The organism is Zestosphaera sp. (genome assembly GCA_038843015.1).
Lineage (GTDB): Archaea > Thermoproteota > Thermoprotei_A > Sulfolobales > NBVN01 > Zestomicrobium.
Genome location: JAWBSH010000005.1, coordinates 84076 through 101122, shown reverse-complemented (window position 1 = coordinate 101122; position 17047 = coordinate 84076). Strand labels below are relative to the sequence as shown.

14 protein-coding genes, 2 tRNA genes and 1 rRNA gene are annotated in these 17047 nt (G+C 44.3%); 13 read left to right on the top strand and 4 right to left on the bottom strand.

Annotation, left to right across the window (positions count from 1 at the left end):
- Window positions 1–166: 166 nt before the first annotated feature.
- Window positions 167–1003 (top strand): hypothetical protein, encoded by an 837-nt coding sequence (locus QXL29_05120; GenBank protein ID MEM2283973.1) that lies wholly within the window; start codon window positions 167–169, stop codon window positions 1001–1003.
- Here the strand turns inward: QXL29_05120 and QXL29_05115 are convergent.
- The 3 genes from QXL29_05115 to rrf form a co-directional block, all read right to left on the bottom strand.
- Window positions 1004–1093: transfer RNA gene (locus tag QXL29_05115), tRNA-Gln, on the bottom strand. It abuts the gene before it with no gap.
- Window positions 1094–1100: 7 nt separating this feature from the next.
- Window positions 1101–1189 (bottom strand) — tRNA-Met (locus QXL29_05110).
- Window positions 1190–1326: 137 nt separating this feature from the next.
- Window positions 1327–1444 (bottom strand): 5S ribosomal RNA (gene rrf / locus QXL29_05105).
- 104 nt (window positions 1445–1548) lie between these two features.
- Here rrf and QXL29_05100 point away from each other — a divergent pair.
- The 7 genes from QXL29_05100 to QXL29_05070 all read left to right on the top strand — a co-directional run bounded on the left by QXL29_05100 (window position 1549) and on the right by QXL29_05070 (window position 6850).
- Window positions 1549–2325 carry a SagB/ThcOx family dehydrogenase gene (locus tag QXL29_05100; GenBank protein MEM2283972.1) on the top strand — a complete coding sequence of 259 codons (777 nt, stop codon included), beginning with the start codon at window positions 1549–1551 and terminating at the stop codon, window positions 2323–2325.
- A 98-nt stretch (window positions 2326–2423) separates the two neighbouring features.
- Window positions 2424–2675 (top strand): hypothetical protein, encoded by a 252-nt coding sequence (locus tag QXL29_05095; GenBank protein ID MEM2283971.1) that lies wholly within the window; start codon window positions 2424–2426, stop codon window positions 2673–2675.
- Between the two features lie 286 nt (window positions 2676–2961).
- On the top strand, window positions 2962–3273 hold the full coding sequence (locus tag QXL29_05090; GenBank protein ID MEM2283970.1) for a hypothetical protein: 312 nt from the start codon (window positions 2962–2964) through the stop codon (window positions 3271–3273).
- Entirely contained in the window at window positions 3270–3650 is a 381-nt protein-coding gene (locus tag QXL29_05085; GenBank protein MEM2283969.1) for a hypothetical protein, read from the top strand. Before QXL29_05090 ends, QXL29_05085 begins: the two co-directional genes overlap by 4 nt.
- Window positions 3650–4048, top strand: a complete 399-nt coding sequence (locus QXL29_05080; GenBank protein ID MEM2283968.1) for a hypothetical protein — start codon at window positions 3650–3652, stop codon at window positions 4046–4048. Before QXL29_05085 ends, QXL29_05080 begins: the two co-directional genes overlap by 1 nt.
- 55 nt (window positions 4049–4103) lie before the next feature.
- A complete protein-coding gene (locus QXL29_05075) occupies window positions 4104–5405 on the top strand; it encodes a hypothetical protein (GenBank protein MEM2283967.1) in 1302 nt (433 codons plus the stop codon).
- On the top strand, window positions 5402–6850 hold the full coding sequence (locus tag QXL29_05070) for an acyl-CoA reductase (GenBank protein MEM2283966.1): 1449 nt from the start codon (window positions 5402–5404) through the stop codon (window positions 6848–6850). Before QXL29_05075 ends, QXL29_05070 begins: the two co-directional genes overlap by 4 nt.
- A 39-nt stretch (window positions 6851–6889) precedes the next feature.
- On the opposite strand, the gene QXL29_05065 is transcribed toward QXL29_05070, so the two are convergent.
- Window positions 6890–7747, bottom strand: a complete 858-nt coding sequence (locus QXL29_05065; GenBank protein ID MEM2283965.1) for a hypothetical protein — start codon at window positions 7745–7747, stop codon at window positions 6890–6892.
- Between the two features lie 186 nt (window positions 7748–7933).
- On the opposite strand from QXL29_05065, the gene QXL29_05060 reads away from it, so the two are divergent.
- The 5 genes from QXL29_05060 (at window position 7934) to QXL29_05040 (ending at window position 17015) form a co-directional block, all read left to right on the top strand.
- Entirely contained in the window at window positions 7934–8929 is a 996-nt protein-coding gene (locus tag QXL29_05060; protein MEM2283964.1) for an NAD-dependent epimerase/dehydratase family protein, read from the top strand.
- 275 nt (window positions 8930–9204) lie between these two features.
- Entirely contained in the window at window positions 9205–14328 is a 5124-nt protein-coding gene (locus QXL29_05055) for a carboxypeptidase regulatory-like domain-containing protein (GenBank protein MEM2283963.1), read from the top strand.
- Window positions 14329–14475: 147 nt separating this feature from the next.
- Entirely contained in the window at window positions 14476–15015 is a 540-nt protein-coding gene (locus QXL29_05050) for a hypothetical protein (protein MEM2283962.1), read from the top strand.
- A gap of 6 nt (window positions 15016–15021) precedes the next feature.
- A complete protein-coding gene (locus tag QXL29_05045) occupies window positions 15022–16032 on the top strand; it encodes an SPFH domain-containing protein (protein ID MEM2283961.1) in 1011 nt (336 codons plus the stop codon).
- 2 nt (window positions 16033–16034) lie between these two features.
- Window positions 16035–17015 carry a hypothetical protein gene (locus QXL29_05040; GenBank protein ID MEM2283960.1) on the top strand — a complete coding sequence of 327 codons (981 nt, stop codon included), beginning with the start codon at window positions 16035–16037 and terminating at the stop codon, window positions 17013–17015.
- The last annotated feature ends 32 nt before the right edge of the window (window positions 17016–17047 follow it).

Genomic DNA, 17047 nt, shown 5'->3' with positions numbered 1-17047 from the left:
GCAGGAACGTTACTATAGGGTAGGTAGCTTCCTTAATATATTTTCACCAAATATTATGTGAGTATCCTTAATTCGTTTTAAGACGTGACCCGATATCGAAGTGCTCGTTTGAGTTCATTTATTATTTTAATGTAGCTATATCTGGGGGTTGGTCTTGTCGGCGATTTTGCGTGGGCTGGTAGATTCTGTGGACTTAGCTGTTTACTCTTATGTTAAGCCTGGAGCGCCACATAGGTATTCCCTAAGATTTAAAGACTTGAGACCTTACGTGGCTTTATTGACTTCTGCTCTAAAGAATTACTTAAGGTCTGCTGAGTTAGGCGCTAGTGTAGCCACGGGATCTCTAGGTTTCGTAAATATTGGTTTAGGAGCACTTATAAGAGACTCTATTCAAGACAGCATATCTTACCTTAAGAGAGTTCAGTTACCTGAATTCCACATCTTCATGATTCCCGCCTGTATTGCTGCCTCATATACTTTAAAAATGAAGGATAAGTTCGTGATACAGACATACTTAAGTGCTAGAAAGTCGCTCTTGAGCTATACAGGACCTCATGAAGTTCTGAAGATCTATGAGGCTTTGAGGAACTCTGGCGGTGAGTTGAGTAGGTCGCTTTACGAGTCAGGCGTGACGTCTAGCAAGATAGTCGCTGAGTCACTGTCTCTTGAGGAGTTCTTAAACTTACTATCTAATAACTACAAGTACTTGAGCTTCGCGACAACTAAGTATAACTATATTCTAGAAGCCTCGAACGCCTTCATTAAAGAATATGAGAAAGAGAATGACTGGAACGCCTCAGCAGTCGCATCATACTCTACTTTACTGAACGCCTTAGGAGTCAACATCAAGTTCCCGCACAAGCTCGAAAATAGAGAAGACTTCAAGAAAATCTTAAGCCTCGACGTAGAACTAAGTAGTAAAAACGTGGACTACACACCACTCATATCACCGCTTACTGAAGCCATACTAATAAGCCTCTTAACAATCTACCCATCAAAGTAATGGTAGCCGGGCGGGGATTCGAACCCCGGTCACGGGGGCACTCCCCAGAGGACCAGAGCCCCGCATCCTTGGCCGCTAGACGACCCGGCTACGCAGGTGCCGCCGCGGGGATTCGAACCCCGGACCTCCGGATATCCCCGGGACGGCCGTATGAGTCCGGCGCTCTGCCCGCTAAGCTACGGCGGCACCAATAACTACTATAATAACTCACCTTAAAAATATTCTCGCATACGCAAATTTACTCGTTATCATAATCTTGTAATGACCCAGAGACTTCGTCATAATGACTCTAGAAGTGTAAACCGTTGTTTTCTAGTAGGGGCGGATCCCAGTTTGAGGGAGCTGCGAGGCCTCGCGGACCTCACTGCTCCCTCAACGCGGCCGGCTTAACTTCCGGGATCTGACGAGTCCGGGTGTTTCCCGACCGCTATGACCGGGACCGCCATAATCTTTTGTTTAAGAGGGTTTTTAAGTCTTATTTTGCTGTATTATAAACTTTGTAGAACTCGTTATTTACGGGTGTCTTTGTGAGGTTAGGTTTTATTTTGTCGGGCTTGACTACTGTTTTGATCGTCACCTACGTAATTTTTTCTTTATATTCTCCGCAGCAAGATTTAGGAGGTGTTGAAATCGTGGGTGAGGAACTGCTTCTTCCTCTCCCTAAGAAAATAACTACTATTACTGTTGAGGAGGCTATCCTTCTTAGGAAGAGTATTAGAGAGTGGAGAGATTCTCCTGTTACTGTTGAGCAGCTATCAATGATTCTCTGGGCGTCACAAGGGGTGGTCGAGAACGTTGACGGGTGGCTTAGGAGAGCTTCTCCCAGTGCTGGCGCTACCTACCCTCTAGAAGTATATGTGGTTATTGGTGAAGAAGGAGTTTCTCTAGGTGACGGGAGCTACGTTGAAGCAGGAGTTTATAAATACGATTATAAGAGACACTCACTAAAGTTAATTAAGAGCGGGGATTTCAGGAGTGACTTGTGGAGAGCTTCACTGAGGCAGGACTGGGTTAAGGAAGCGCCAGTAAGTCTAGTAATATGTGCTGTTTATGAGAGGACTACGTGGAGGTATGGTGAGAGAGGTGTTAGGTATGTCCATATTGAGGTAGGTCATGTAGGACAGAATATCTACTTGATGAGCACGGCTCTAGGCTTAGGCACTGTCGCTATAGGAGCTTTCTACGACGACGAGGTAGCTAAAGTAGTTGAAGCTCGTCGCGATGAACGCCCGTTGTACGTCTTCCCGGTAGGAGTTCCTCTTGAGCCCCACAAGACGGACTTTAGAGAGCTTCAGGAACTCTACACCAGGTTGAGAAGATGAGTAAAGCTAGAGAGACTTATTTTTGCCTTAGAATAGTTGAGTATACTTCGATCCCCTTAACAGTTTGCATCATATTTTACATAGTAAGTGGCTACGGCATGGTCTCACCCATCCTTAACATAGTAGGACTCACGTACTCAGTTTCAGCCAAGATGCACACACTCCCCCTTCTGAGGTTCGTAACTGCTGTTCTAGCTATACTTCACTTCTATGGTGGTGTCATGATTATCTCGAGTAGGCATGTTAAGCGTGAGAAAATAAGAGAACTGATTAAGTTAATCACTCTAGTAACTGCATTAATACTTTCGTCCCTGATTGTATTGAGTGAGTTTAAGATAATATTTGGTTAAGAATGCCTATCGTCACGCGGGGCTCCACTAACGTCTTAGTTGTTCCTCAATAATGAAGTTTCCATAGATTCTCTGTATACGCATGTGATTCACGTTTTTAGCTCACGAAGATGTGAGAGATCTAGTTCATTCTAGGTAAGGCATGTTCTGAGCTGTCTAAGACTAGACTCAACTGAAACTCATGAGTCTAGCTAGAATGTGAGGTCTTGAGAACGATCTTACAAACGCATCTCTGTGGTTCTCACATTTATTAACTCCTCACTACAATCTAGTAGGTGGAGTATTTATGGAAGTGAGTAAGACTCCCTTCTTGACCGGGATAGCTATACTCCTAGCAGGAGTCTTGATAGTTGTTTTCGGAGCTTTCTTAGCTTTTGAAGCATACCTTAACTACAGGCCTCTCTTACCTGTTGGAGGAGACTTACAGTCTTCTATTACTAACACGGTGTACGAGCTACTAAACTTAGTTATTAAGTTAGGTTTTCTTGGAGCTATGATATGGGCTGGCTCAATACTTCTAGGTAAAGGTGTTGACCTCTTCAAAGCTCTCTACGTTAGGGAGAAGAAACCTAAAGAGTCTGAGGAGACTAAGAAGTGAATACACTTCTTAAGCTAGGCATAGGCTTAGTAGCTTTTCTAGTATTGAGTGGCTTAGTAATTCCGGCGGTAGTCTTTGTCTACGAGTTGATGAGTGAGCCTAACTTAATAGATCTTAAGACCTCGTACGAGCAACTCAACGAAACTTCTACTAAATTAGTGTTTAGCATAACGTACAGGGGTACAGTACCCTTAAATGACGTCAAGCTCGAAATACTCAATAAAACGCTATATTTTGGTGATTTACGTAAAGACTCTACACTCACTAAATACTTAGTACTTGACGTTAGTTCACCTCCCGAACACTTGAGGGTCTTAATAAGTCTGAAGATCGCCGGGATTTACCGCTTTGAGTTAAGGATTAGAGGTGTTGAGTAGTGAGTGAGAAAACCGGTGTTAGGAAGGTAGTAGGTTCTGTTGTGGTCGGGGTTCTAACAGGACTGCTGTATTATTTTATCTACGTTGTGTTGCTTCCCACGCTATTCTCTAAAGTCTTCCCGGGTACTGAGATTTTAGAAACGCCTATTCTCTGGCTACTAGCTTTTGCGCTCTTCACAGGTTTAGGTCTGGCGAATTCCTTACTTAAAGAACATCCTATATCACTACCTCTCAGACTCTTGTCTAAGATTCTGGGAGCTCTCATAGTGCTTACTTTACTGAATTTCGGCGTGATTAGGGGTGAAATCGCTGTAGAGGGGTCTGTGATCGAGTACAGCATAGATATTTCGCTACCACTCTATGTAGTGATACTTTTTAGTATGCTGATGTTCCCCTAACAGCTGGAGCTTGAGTGCGTGAAACAATAAAAACGATTACATAGGTTTCTATTGAGTGGTGTTAGGTGCGTTGATTAACGAACTACCAACTATAGAAGAGATATATTCGGGAGCAGAAAAGAGTAAGTTTTTCAGTGACCCGCACGTGAAGAGGTTGTGGGAGCTTTCAGGAGACAGCACGCTATTCAGTAAGTCGCCAGATTACTTGAGGAGTCTTAGGAAGACCTTATTGAGAGACTCTCTCAAGTTCTTCGTAAGACACAGTAGTTTTTATGCTGAGTTGCTAGAGAGGCTTGAGATAGACCCTGACGCTGCTGAATACGCTGATTTAGTCAAGTTAGCAGTTCCTTCAGACATGTTGAGAGGTAATGAATACAGGAAACTCCTCATAGATGACGTTGATGAGAAGGGCTTTATTTTCTCATCGAGCGGAACCACGAGTAACGACCCTGTTAGAGTCTACAGGAGTTTCTTAGAGTTGGCTATGATGACTAGAGCTAACACACTACTATTTGAGTATGTGTATGGTGGTGTGTTGAGGGAGGGTGCTGGATTAGCTCTCTTCTTAGCAGCACGAGAGTTGCGGAACAAGCTAAACTTTGTTGCGTTCGTAGATTTAGCTCTCCAAGGGAAGAAGATAAAGTTATTGTACGGTATGGATTTAGTGAAAGAAGTTAGTAGTGGGTCTCAGTGGCAGAGACTCGTGCCTAATAAGAAGGCTATAATGGAGTTTCTCAAAAGTAAGGAAGAGCCTAAATTGCTTTTCACAGCACCTGCAGGCGTACACCTCCTTACAAAGCAGTTTGAGGGTATGAGTTTTGTGAAGAAGCTTGTGAGTAAGCTCTTCGCAGGCGTACCACCAGTACACTTGGGGACTGGAGGAGTAATAGTCACTGGCGGCGGTACTAAGGGCTTTACAGACTTACCGCCTTACGACGTCATAGTAGAGAATGCGAGAAGGTTCTTTAAAGCTAGAGATTTTGAAGGGAGAGAGGCCCCTACCCCCTTCATGGATGTCTTAGGGATGACTGAGACCCTGACAGCACTCATAGACAAGCACGGCGTTATGCATAAGATCCCCCACCCACTACAGGAAGTCTTCTTACTCGACCCCAAGTCGTACGAGCTTGTTGAAGAGCCGGGGAAAGAAGGTATTTTAGGTATTTACGACCCCTTAGCGATATCTTGGCTTGAGGTCTTCTTACCGGGAGACATAATGAAGTTTGTTGAGTCTGACAGGTACTACGGTAGAGAATACGTTTACGTCAGGAGGCTGACTAAAGACGAGGGCTGGGATCTCCAGAGAGCTTGCGGCGGCACTCTTGAAGAGCTTATGAGCGGGAGGAGTACAGCTTGACGAACTTGGAGCCGCTACACCCTATCAAAGAGAGCGTACCGTCTAACTATGTTGATGGTCGCTTGAAGTATCTTGAGCCCAAGATAGACTGGATTAGAGAGTACTTGAGTCGAGCTAAAGCAGTACAAGAAAAGCTGAGGAGCTTAGGTTTTGAGAAGCGTGTGAGGATACTAGATAGAGTTGGTAGAGTGTGGGCTGAGAAGCTAGAGAGCGGTTCTTTTGAGGCTCTCAAGAAAGAGTTGGTGAAGAGCACAGGGTATAGTGAGACAATGATTGAAGAAGACCTCAGACTTGTTAGTGAGGTATTCAAAAAAGAAAACGTTGAGTCCTTGATAAATTCGGGTCTTAATGGTGGTGTAAAGAGTCTTGATGACTTCGTTGAAGTTGCTCCGGGAGAGTATGTCTCTAACCTTCCTGCAGGACCAGTCTTTATAATAGCTTCGGGGAATTCAGTGATTCCGCCCCTGATACCTACAGTCACTTCATTAATTACTAACAACTTAACTATTTTGAGGCCTTCACTAACCAACTACGTGGTTGTTAGAGAAGTCTTTAAGTCTCTTGAGGACTTAGATGATGAGGCACTAGTTCTAGGTGATGCTCTCTTAATAACATACTTGAGTCACGACAGTAAGGTTTTAGGGTACTTGCTTAAGGAGGCCCCTCTAGGAGTGATTAATTACTGGGGTGGCGAGCCCGGGAGGACTGCGGTTTACAGGGCGGTAGCTGAGAACCCGTATAAGCCTAGATTGATCGTCAACGGTCCATTAACTGGTGTTGCTGTGATTGACGGAGATTCTCTAGGTAGTTCTTTAAGTGAGGTTTCTGAAGCTCTTGCTAGGGAAGTCTTAATGTATGACCAACAACTGTGTAGCTCGCCTACGATGGCTCTTTTTGTGGGGAGTTATGAGAAGGCTGTTCAGCTAGCTAGGGAAGTCAGTAAGTACTTAGATGTTATGGGGGGTTCTCACAAAATAGAGGTTTCGGAAGGCTGGTTATACAAGTTAAACACGCTCAGGAAGAGTCTAGAGTTTCAGGGGGCGAAAGTATTTAAGTCTAGCAATCCCGAGAACCCTTACACGATAGTTGTTAGTGAGGGCAAGTCTTCTTTTAGTGGGTTGAGATTAGTCCCGCTAGAGTTTCATTCTAGGAGGAGGTTTTTAGAGTTAGTAGTAGTTAGTGATTTGAGAGAGTGTGTTAGGCTTATTAGGGAGTTGCCTAAGGTAGCTGGGTACTCAGGCGTAGATAAAGTTCAGACGGTAGCTTTCTGGGTAGATAGAGAGAAAGTAGATAGTTACGTGAAAGAATTAGTTAGTGCGGGCGTGTATAGGGTGGTTCCTTTAGGTGAGTCTTTTCTTAGAACTCCTAATGAGCCTTACGATGGTGAGTATATACCGCGCTACTTTACTTACACTGTCTACCTTAGGGTGAAGAAGAGTATTTAGAGGTTTGTGTTTTGCAATAAAAACACGAATGGAGTAATTTTATTCTCCTCTGCTAGGTCTCTTTTCTGCTTCTATCAGGACTTTCTTGACTAAGTAGAAAGCTACTGGTATCAATATTACTGCGAAAGCTATCATGAGGCCTACAGAGAGCATTCTGAGTACGTCACCTACTACCGTGTACTGACTAAATATCGCTGAAAGTCCTACGAATATGAACACGAACACTATTATGAATTGTAGGAAGGGCGCGAGCTTGCTGAAGTCTGGGTGTGTTTCTGTGATAGTCTTGAATACTTCTATGACTATAATCACGCCTATAGCTATCGCTGTAACACCTACTAGAAGTGGGTATATCAGTGTTGAAGGCAACTTAAGTAGAGTGAAAGCTACCGTTAGAACTATAGCTATTAAACCTACGAGCAGCAGGTTCTCTATTAAGTTCACGAGAGACTTGTATGTCTCGCCGAAGCCAGTACTTAATAGCGTACCTATATATCTAGCTAGTGAGATAGCTAACACTAAGCCTAGAGTTATTACTGCTATACCGCCTATCAGGTAGGGCAAGTAAGATACTACACCGTATATTAGTTCCCCAGCTTCTCCGCCCAAAGGTATGTAGCTTATCGCTGCTACTAACGAGATCGATATTATGAATGCCTTCGTAAGTCCACCTATAAGCTCTGAGAATTCGAGTCCCATAGTAGCTAGAGTCTTCCCAAAAGGAGTTACTGAGAGAGGTCTCTCAACATATCTCCTGAGAACCTTAGTGACTACACTCCCCACTATAATGCCTACTATGATGCCTAAGATAATCCATATTATGGCAGCTATAACTCCCGGTATCATAGCCACTAACTGGTTCCATAAGGTATTGCCAAGGTCTTCTAGAGTAGGCATTAATAATCCCTCAAATCTCTAATATCGTCTCAGATATATAAATTTTAACTACAACGACTGAAAACATGGTTCTTTGACTAGACTTAGAATCCTGATTTCAGGTGAAAGAATATTCTGAATTCTAAGTATGGTGGTGTCTAGAACAACGTTAAAATGTTTGACTAGGTGTAGTGTTTGGTGGAGTAGGTGAGGGTATTAGTTACCGGCGCTTCAGGCTTTCTAGGAAGCTACTTAGTTGAGGAGTTAGTTAGAGGAGGCTATAGTGTTAGGGGAATGATAAGAGATTTTAAGAAAGCAAGTCGCTTGAGAGACTCAGGTGTTGAGGTTGTTTACGGTGACTTAACCCGACACGATACTCTCTCTCAAGTAGTTAAAGGTGTTGACGTGATTATTCATCTCGCGGCTTACTACACCTTCACGGGTTCTAAGAAGCTTTATAGGTTAGTGAATGTTGAAGGTACTCGCGCGCTTGCCCAGGTAGCTCTTAAGTCAGGGGTTAAGAGATTCATTTACTGCAGTTCTACTGAAGCTATAGGACCTGTAAAGAATCCTCCAGGTGATGAAGAAACTCCTCCTAACCCTCAGTTCGAGTACGGGGTCTCTAAGTTGTTGGCTGAGCAGGTAGTGAGGAGTTTGAGTGACTCCGGACTTGAGTACACTATAGTAAGACCTTCAGGCATTTACGGACCTGGAAACGTGGATGACGTGTCTTACTGGTTTATAATGACCGTGGCTAGAGGAGGTATTCTCTCCAAATTCATGATTGGAGAAGGCGAGTACTTGACTCAATTCGCTCACGTGAGAGACGTGGTTCAAGGCTTCAGACTAGTTCTAGAGAAGCCTGAAGTGTCTGTAGGCCAGACATACATAATTAGTAGTGAGAAACCTTACACGTACAAAGAAGTATACGAGATAATTTCTCAGATACTCGGTAAAGAACCCCCTAAAATCAAGTTAAGCCCTAGACTAGCTAAGTTCTTGCTAACCTTCACCGAAATATACGACAGAATAAGAGGTGGCGAAAACCTAATACTTAGAAGAAGTATCGTAGACGCAGTAACAACACACAGAGCATACAAAATAGATAAAGCTAAGAGAGAATTAGGTTATAAACCAAAATACGACTTAAGAGAAGGACTTGAAGAAACTATAAAATGGTATAGAGACAACGGATTCCTCTAAACAACCTTAAACTAAAAGAAATCTCTCAAGCAATGTTTCCCGGCAGAACTCACTTCAGCAAATAATTAAATTTCTATGTGTAACTCATAATATAATATAAATATTATTAAGACTTCCTCACATAAAATATATCACCCACAGGTTCTACAAATAAATAAGATTTGTTTCTTAATCAAAAACTTTAATTTAAATATGCCACTTAAAAAATATTTTTAAAAGTTAAACCACGAATAAACTTATTAACCCCTTTCTAAATTAATTGTTGAGGTGTCTTCATGAAAAGTAATAGGTTATTCGTTATTGGACTAATAGTTTTGCTGTTAGTGTCTGTGGTGAGCTGGCTACCTGGCGTGGTCTTGAACGCAGTAGCTAGTAATGATTTGGCAGGTAAAGTAGCGCCGCAACTACTGAGTAAGCTTGAGGGTATGAGAGAGGATGAGGTTATTGAAGTCGTTATAAGACTTAAGTCTCTACCGAGAGAGATAGTCAGTAATGTTAGAGGTAATTATAGGTTCGCGGTTCAGGCACTCAAGAATTGGGCTGAGTATACTCAGAGAGGATTAGTTAACTTAATACTTAATGAGGGCGGGGTAGTACTTAATAAGTTCTGGTTAGATAATGTAGTGCTTGCTAAGGTGCCTGTAGGCCTTATTCCAAAGATAGCTTCATTACCTGAGGTAGTGAGGATCTTCGAGAATTTTGAGGTGCGTGTAGTAGAGCCAGTCGTTAAGGAGGAGGCTGAAGTAAAGCCAGGACAACAAGTATCTAGTTGGGGAATCTTCAAAATCAGAGCTCCTGAGGCTTGGGCGTTAGGTTATACAGGTCAGGGAGTGAGGATAGCTGTCCTAGACACGGGTGTTGACATAACGCATCCAGCACTTCAGGGCAAGATGTTGACTCTAGACCCTGCAAGCCCCTACTACCCAGGAGGTTGGATGGAGTTTGATGGTGCGGGAAACCCAATACTGAGCACACCGCACGACACGGACGGACACGGGACGCATACTAGCGGGACTGCGTTGGGAGGCGATACTGTGAACATATTGATAGGTGTGGCTCCTGGCGCGACGCTAATGCACGGCCTAGTATTGCCTGGCGGTGGTGGTACGTTCGCTCAAGTGTTGGCTGGGATGCAGTGGACTGTAGAGCCTTTCTATATAGATCCCGGTACGGGTCAGCCGGTCTACACAGGGCTTCCGGCACACGTAGTCTCGATGAGTTTTGGCGCTTCCGAGTATTACGGTAATGACTTGTTCCCAGCAATTGAAGCAATGTTACTAACCAATATAATACCAGTAGCCTCGATAGGGAACAGCGGCCCCGGAACCTCGGGTAATCCAGGAAACGTGTGGGGCGTATTCGGTATTGGAGCAACAGATATTAACGATAACGTAGCTTCGTGGAGTAGTGGTAGAGTAGTTACCTGGCCATCCCCACCGCCTACGTGGCCCTTCTTCGACATGTACCCAAGCACTTACGTAAAGCCAGACTTCTCAGCTCCTGGAGTAAGTATAAGGAGCTCAGTGCCTGGCGGTGGCTATGAAGACTGGTCAGGAACCTCAATGTCATGTCCTCACGTATCAGGAACTGTAGCACTAATACTTCAAGCAGCCGGGTGGTTACACCATGACATACCTGACACTCCCGAGCAAGTCTACTTAATACTTAACTCAACAGCCATAGACTTCGGCGACCCAGGACTCGACACTAGGTACGGTTATGGCAGGATCGACGCTTACGAAGCAACTAAGAAGGCCATGGAGTTTGCTAAGAAGAGCGGTGTTGAAGGATTCGTTCTCGACTCACTAACTAGTGAGCCAGTACCTTGGGCAACTGTGACAGTAGTTGAGATAGGCAGGACCTTCACAGTAAACGCTTCCGGCTACTACAGGATACCGCTAGACCCAGGAACCTACACTCTAGTATTTGAGGCGTGGGGCTACGAACCCTACACTGCTACCGTTGAGGTAATACTACTTAACGGTACTATAACAGGCTTAGTGTTCAACGCATTAACAAACGAGCCGATCTCTGGTGCTAACGTGACAGTCGTTGAGCTTGGCATGACAGTCGTGACAGGTCCTGACGGGATCTATGAAGTGTCAGTACCGCCCGGAACTTACACGTTGGAAGCTGCCGCGTATGGGTACTTCCCCAGAACAGAGGTAGTGACTGTAGATGAAGCCGAAGTAGTCATAGTTGATTTCGGTCTATACCCGCTGGGTAACGGAACTATAGCTGGTCACGTGTATAACGCGGTAACAAACGAACCAATAAGCGACGTCCTCGTATGGACTTACGTTGATGGAACACCTGTCTATAACTACACAGACGCTACCGGATACTATGAGTTAAGCGTTCCTTCAGGAACCTACACAGTATACGCGTGGAAGCCGGGCTACGTGCAGGCAAGCACCCCAGGAGTTGTAGTAGCCCCTGAAGAGACAGTCATAGTTGATTTCTACCTACAGCCTATACCGCCCACCGTAGTAGTGCTAGCTAACGTCCACTACCGCACACAACCACACCTCAAGACTATAGTAGAAGCTCTTGAACTCCCAGTGACGGAATATAATGACATGACGCAACTACTGCAAGACTGGGTGAACGGCTTAATAAACCCTGCAGTAGTTATAATTGATCACACGATGCCCAGCCCCTACTCATATCCGAGTTCCGATGTAGTGTTAGCTTTCCACACACTAGCTGACTCGACCGGAACTACCCTGATATGGCTTGACACATCATACTCTGGTTATCCAGGCATCTACGTCTTATATCAATATAGTAGCCAGCTAATATCTGCTGGCTACCCAGCACCCGTAAGCAGACTATATGAATACCCATCAACAACCTACATTATAGTCACTATGCTGAACACTACACACCCAATATTTGAGGGGGTGACTCCCGATATACCTCCCAATAAATTCTACTTAGCTACTGGGTCTTACGCCGATTACGCGATAACCAACTTCACAGACCCGACAGGAAGGTTCGTAGTACTTGCCTACGTGAACGACACTAGAACAGGCTACCTTAGACACGGCGTCGGAGTTGCTGAATGGGTCAGCAATACTGGCTCGCCCTGGTACTATCTAGGTAGTTGGGCTGAGAGTTACTGGATGCAGTATCTGGAATCTGGTGCTGACGGCATGTATACTGACAACACTAAGAAGGTGTTAGAGAATGCTGTATTGCTTGGATGGACTAACTACGTGAGCTCTACTAGACTAGATAAGGGCAGGTTGAGTGCTGTGTTAAGTATCGTAGCGAGAAGCTCTGGTAAATCTCTCGAAACAAGTAGCGGTTTTAAGAGCTATCTCTACACACGGTTAGATGCCTACCTAAATAGACTCCCACACGGTTACGTAACAGGCACTGTGAGAGGCAGTGACGGTGCTATACTAGCTGGCGCTCTAGTCCAGTTCATAGGCACGCCCGTTAAAGTCTACACTAACGAGACAGGCCAGTTCTTTACTTGGCTACCTGAAGGTAACTACACAGCGTCAATAAAGATGGCTGGTTACAAGACCGTAGAAGTGAGTTTCACGGTCTTAGTTAATGAGACGACGGACCTAGGCCTCATAGTACTTAAGAGGCTGCCGCGCGTAGCAATACTCTACGACTACGCGGGATCTATAAAGAGTTTCTTAGAATCTATGGAGATTTACGCGGTAGATTACACAGACTTATCAGCACTTACGAACGACGTGCTAGCCGGCATGTACGACGCGGTTGTGTGGGCTGGTTACTATGGAGCTCCATTCCCAACATATTATGAGTTCATGTCATTCCTCAACGCAACACACACGGTTGGTGTTGGTGTTGTGTGGATGGATAGTTGGGGTACTTACGGCTACGGCATCAAAGCGTTACAGCAGTATTTAGGCGACCCACCCTCAGTAGGCTCTACGTGGGGTTATGGTGAGGTGTATGTTAGGGTTACTGGGAAGCACCCAATACTTAAAGGCTATGAAGTCGGTGACTTAATCAAGATAATTACGTACACGAGTGCTGACTTCTCATGGTTTAGCGGCTTCTCAGGAACCTCAATAGCTGATACGTACGTAGCTGGAACTACGTGGGGTAACTCAATAGCTTGGAAGGTATTCCCTGACGGCGTCAAATGGGCACTACTCTCTAGCTTCCCACCAACTCAGTGGAATACACCAACTTACTTCACTCCAGATGCTTGGAAGATAATCTATAACGCTATTAAATGGGTCATGACTAAACCACTCACTGTTGTCTTGGAGGAGCCGTACCTCCACGTAGGTGACGAAGCCATACTACATATTAGCGAAGCTCCAGCTAACACCACGTTACTGATATATCTGGACGGCCAATTAATAGGAGAAGTCTTGAGTGATGAGGCAGGCTACGCCAACTTCACCTTCACGGTACCGTTAATACCTGGTGGTGAACACTTAATTGAGGTATACACTGAAGACGAGATGTACTACGGCTACACACCACTTTACGTAATACTCAAGATCGTGGTAACCCCCACTGAGACTACCGCCCCAGGACTAGTAAAAATAAACGCTACTGGTTTACGGCCGTACCAGGCAGTAATGATATACTTAGACGGTAACTGGCTCTCCAACTATAGAGCAAACGCTTTAGGAACTTTTGAAATCAAGATAAACATACCTTTCGTAGTTACAGGAGAGCACGAGCTCAACATAGTAGATCTAGAGAAGGGTGAGTTGCTTGGGTCAACAACGCTCACGATAGCTAGCAGACTAGACGACATATTCGCGAAACTAGACGAGATAGGTGGTACGATAACTAATATATCAGGTGATGCTGTCTTCATAAAGACTAAATTAGGTGAAATTCAGGTCAGCCTAGATACTGTGCTCACCAACCTAGGAGTCATTGACGGCAAGCTAGCCAATATATCAGGTGGTGTCGTCTTCATAAAGACTAAATTAGGTGAAATTCAGGTATCTTTGAGTGACTTAATGGATGCTTTAATGAGCGTTAACGCGTCATTGACTCAAGTAGTGATAACAAGTAAAGGTGAAGTATTAGGAGTCATAAGCACGTCTAAGGGCGAGATATTAGCTAGCGTGAACGTAGTTAAGGAATTAATTGAGGCAGGACTACCAGTAGATACTCAAACCCTGCTAAACACTCTCACCAGCCTAATCAACGAGAAATCCGCGAGCATAATGAACAAACTAGACGAGATACTTCAGGCAGTAAGAGGAGTTAGAGATACTATGGCTTCAAAGACTGATGTTTCTGACTTATCTAGCAAGGTAGATACGATAGGTCAGAAGATAGACTCTAGCTCAGGAACTCTATCAACGTACGGCGCTGTTACTGTAGGCTTAATAATAGTTACGCTAATAGCCTCGATCTACGGCTTCTTCATAAAGAAGAAGTAACACGATTTTTACTTAAGACCAACATACTTTTTAAATCATTAAACAACTTCTTCAAAAATTAACTTCATAGTTAGTTAAATAACACACTTCCTCACCAGCTTTTAATTTATATTGGCTGATGTAGGGTAATATACTGATGATATTAAGGTGAGTCATTTGTCAGACGTGTTAAGAGATTTAAGTCAGAGAGAGGTTAGGTTGTATGAGAAACTCCTTATGGTGTTTCCTGGTTATAGGGGTTATAAAGAAAAAGAACTTATTAGAGAAACTGATAGGGTTGTGAGAGACAAGCTATTCAGGATGTTGAGGAAGAGCCTAGAAGATCTCAGGCGCTTGTACTCGGCCATAGTTTCTAGGGAGGGGTTAAGAGAAGACGCTAAGCGTTTAGAGTCGCTCATCTACAGAATTGATTCACTAGCTGAGAAGACTAGGCACGCGCCGTATGGATATAAACCATTATTTCACGTAACTAAAGTAGATGAAGAGAAACTAGTTAAGATGCTTGAACACGATTTACAGTTAGCTGACATAATAACTTCCCTGAACACACTTACTGGCAAGCTAGTCTCGGCTGACACTCCTTCAGGAGAGTTACGTTCTCTGCTCTCAGATGTTGAGAGATTCGTTAACGAATATGAAGTTAAGTTGAGTGAGAGGGAAGATATATTGTCGGGGTTTACGAGGTGATGATTCGTGAGTAAGACTAACGTGATTGAGTGGGTTAATCCAGGTCCTGACGACATTCTGTGGGTCTACCCACACGAGGACATCCGCTGGGGTACTGTGTTAGTAGTTCATGAGTACGAAACAGCTATATTCATGAGGGACGGCAAGATATATGATGTTCTCCCCCCAGGTCGTCACGTTCTGACTACTCAGAACTTGCCGCTTCTCACGAGAGCTTACAGGTTAGTCATGGGGTATGGGGAGACCCCCTTCAAAGCCCGCGTAGTGTTCGTATCACTTAAGCAGTTCAGAGGTAGGTTCGGTCTCTCAACGAGGGTTAAGCTAGGTCCTAGAACACTCTACATGACTGAACTCCAGAGCTTCGGCGAGTTCTGGTATCGTATTAGTGATCCTGTCCTTTTCTTAACCCAGATTGCCGGAGCTGTTAGAGAGATCTCCTCACCTATGGTTGCGGACTTCATCAGGAACTACTTTGTCGAGAGCTTCATTCAAGAGATAAGCAAATACACCGCCATAGACATATACTCAAACTTAAGTGAGGTTACTGCAAAGATAAAAGCAAGTAACATATACGATGCTTTCAAGCAGAGGGGTTTAGAGTTAATAGATGTTAAGATAGGTGGTGTGAGTCTCCCGCAACTTGAGAAGATGGAGAAAGAAGACCCGACTTACGGCCTACCACTACTGCTCGCTATCCAGAAAGGAGATGAAGACAAGGTTTTAGAAATCGTTAAGACTGTTGAGATCATGAGAGCTTTGGGGAGGTCTCCGGCGGCTGGGTGGATGGGCGCTCTAGTCGCCATGCCCGGACTATTACAGCCAGTCGTCCAGCAGCAAGCTCAGCCACCACAAGCTCCTCAACCACAGCAACAACCTACTCAGCCACCGCAAAAGAAGTCTCCAGTAATTGAGAAGCTGAGAGAGCTTAAAGAGATGCTTGATGAAGGGCTAATAACTCAGGAAGAGTATGATAAGCTGAAGAAAGAACTCCTAGAAAAGTATAAGCAGGAGATGTAGCGATGATATTCTTCAAGAGTGACGTAGAGAAATTTAATGACTTAATGAGCAAAGGTTTTAGTGACCGCAATAAAGGTAATTTAGAGGGTGCTGTGAAGAACTTTCTTCAAGCTTATGAAGTAGCCAGTAAGTCACGCGACACTAGCTTAGTTAGTAAGGCAGACCTACCACTATTCTACGCTTTATTCTACGACGCTCTAATCAAGAAGACTCCAGAGTCTTTCAGGAAGGCCTCTGAGCAGTGCAGGAAACTAGACCCTAGTACTGAGCTAGACTTAGGACTAGCCAGTAAGGTGTATCCTCCAGACTTAACTCGTGAATTAGAATTACTAGCTGAGTTAGCTAGCTTGCCAAGCTTCGAGATAGGTAAGGCTAAGTCTATGGACTTGAGCGTGGCCGAGAAGTATGAGAAAGTTGCCAACGTCTTGTTAGCTGAGGGAACACGAAGGTTAATCTTAGAAGATTTGGTAGGTATTCACGAACCACTCAACGTCATAGGTTTCAGGTTACTGGGATACGCTAAAATAATCAGAGCAACCAAGGTAGAAGAAAACGAGCCAGGTAATGCTGTAGAGATTTACTCGGAGGCGCTTGCTTTCCTACAGCAAGCTACTCCAGAAGTAAGAGAGTTCGTTAATGAGAGAATAACTAAGCTGGGCAAATCTACTAAGTGCTGGGTATGTCATAGAGAGATTCAGGGCGAGGAAGTAAACTATATATATTTGCCGGCATCAGTAAACGACTACATTAAGTCTAAGTACTACAGAGATGCACCCTACTTAATCAGTGATGACGGAAAGATAGCCGTATGCAGGGTCTGCTATACTATGGTGCGTGACTTGAGCGACAAGATAGCTAAGTATTACTACGACCTAGCCATTAAAGAGATGAGGCTCATGGAGGAACGCATAAACGCGAGGATAAGAGAATTGCAGGCTAGGGTAGACCTCATGAGAACTACCGTCAGGTTTGAGAGGAAATAAATTAACGAATTAAATGAGTATTAAGGTGATTT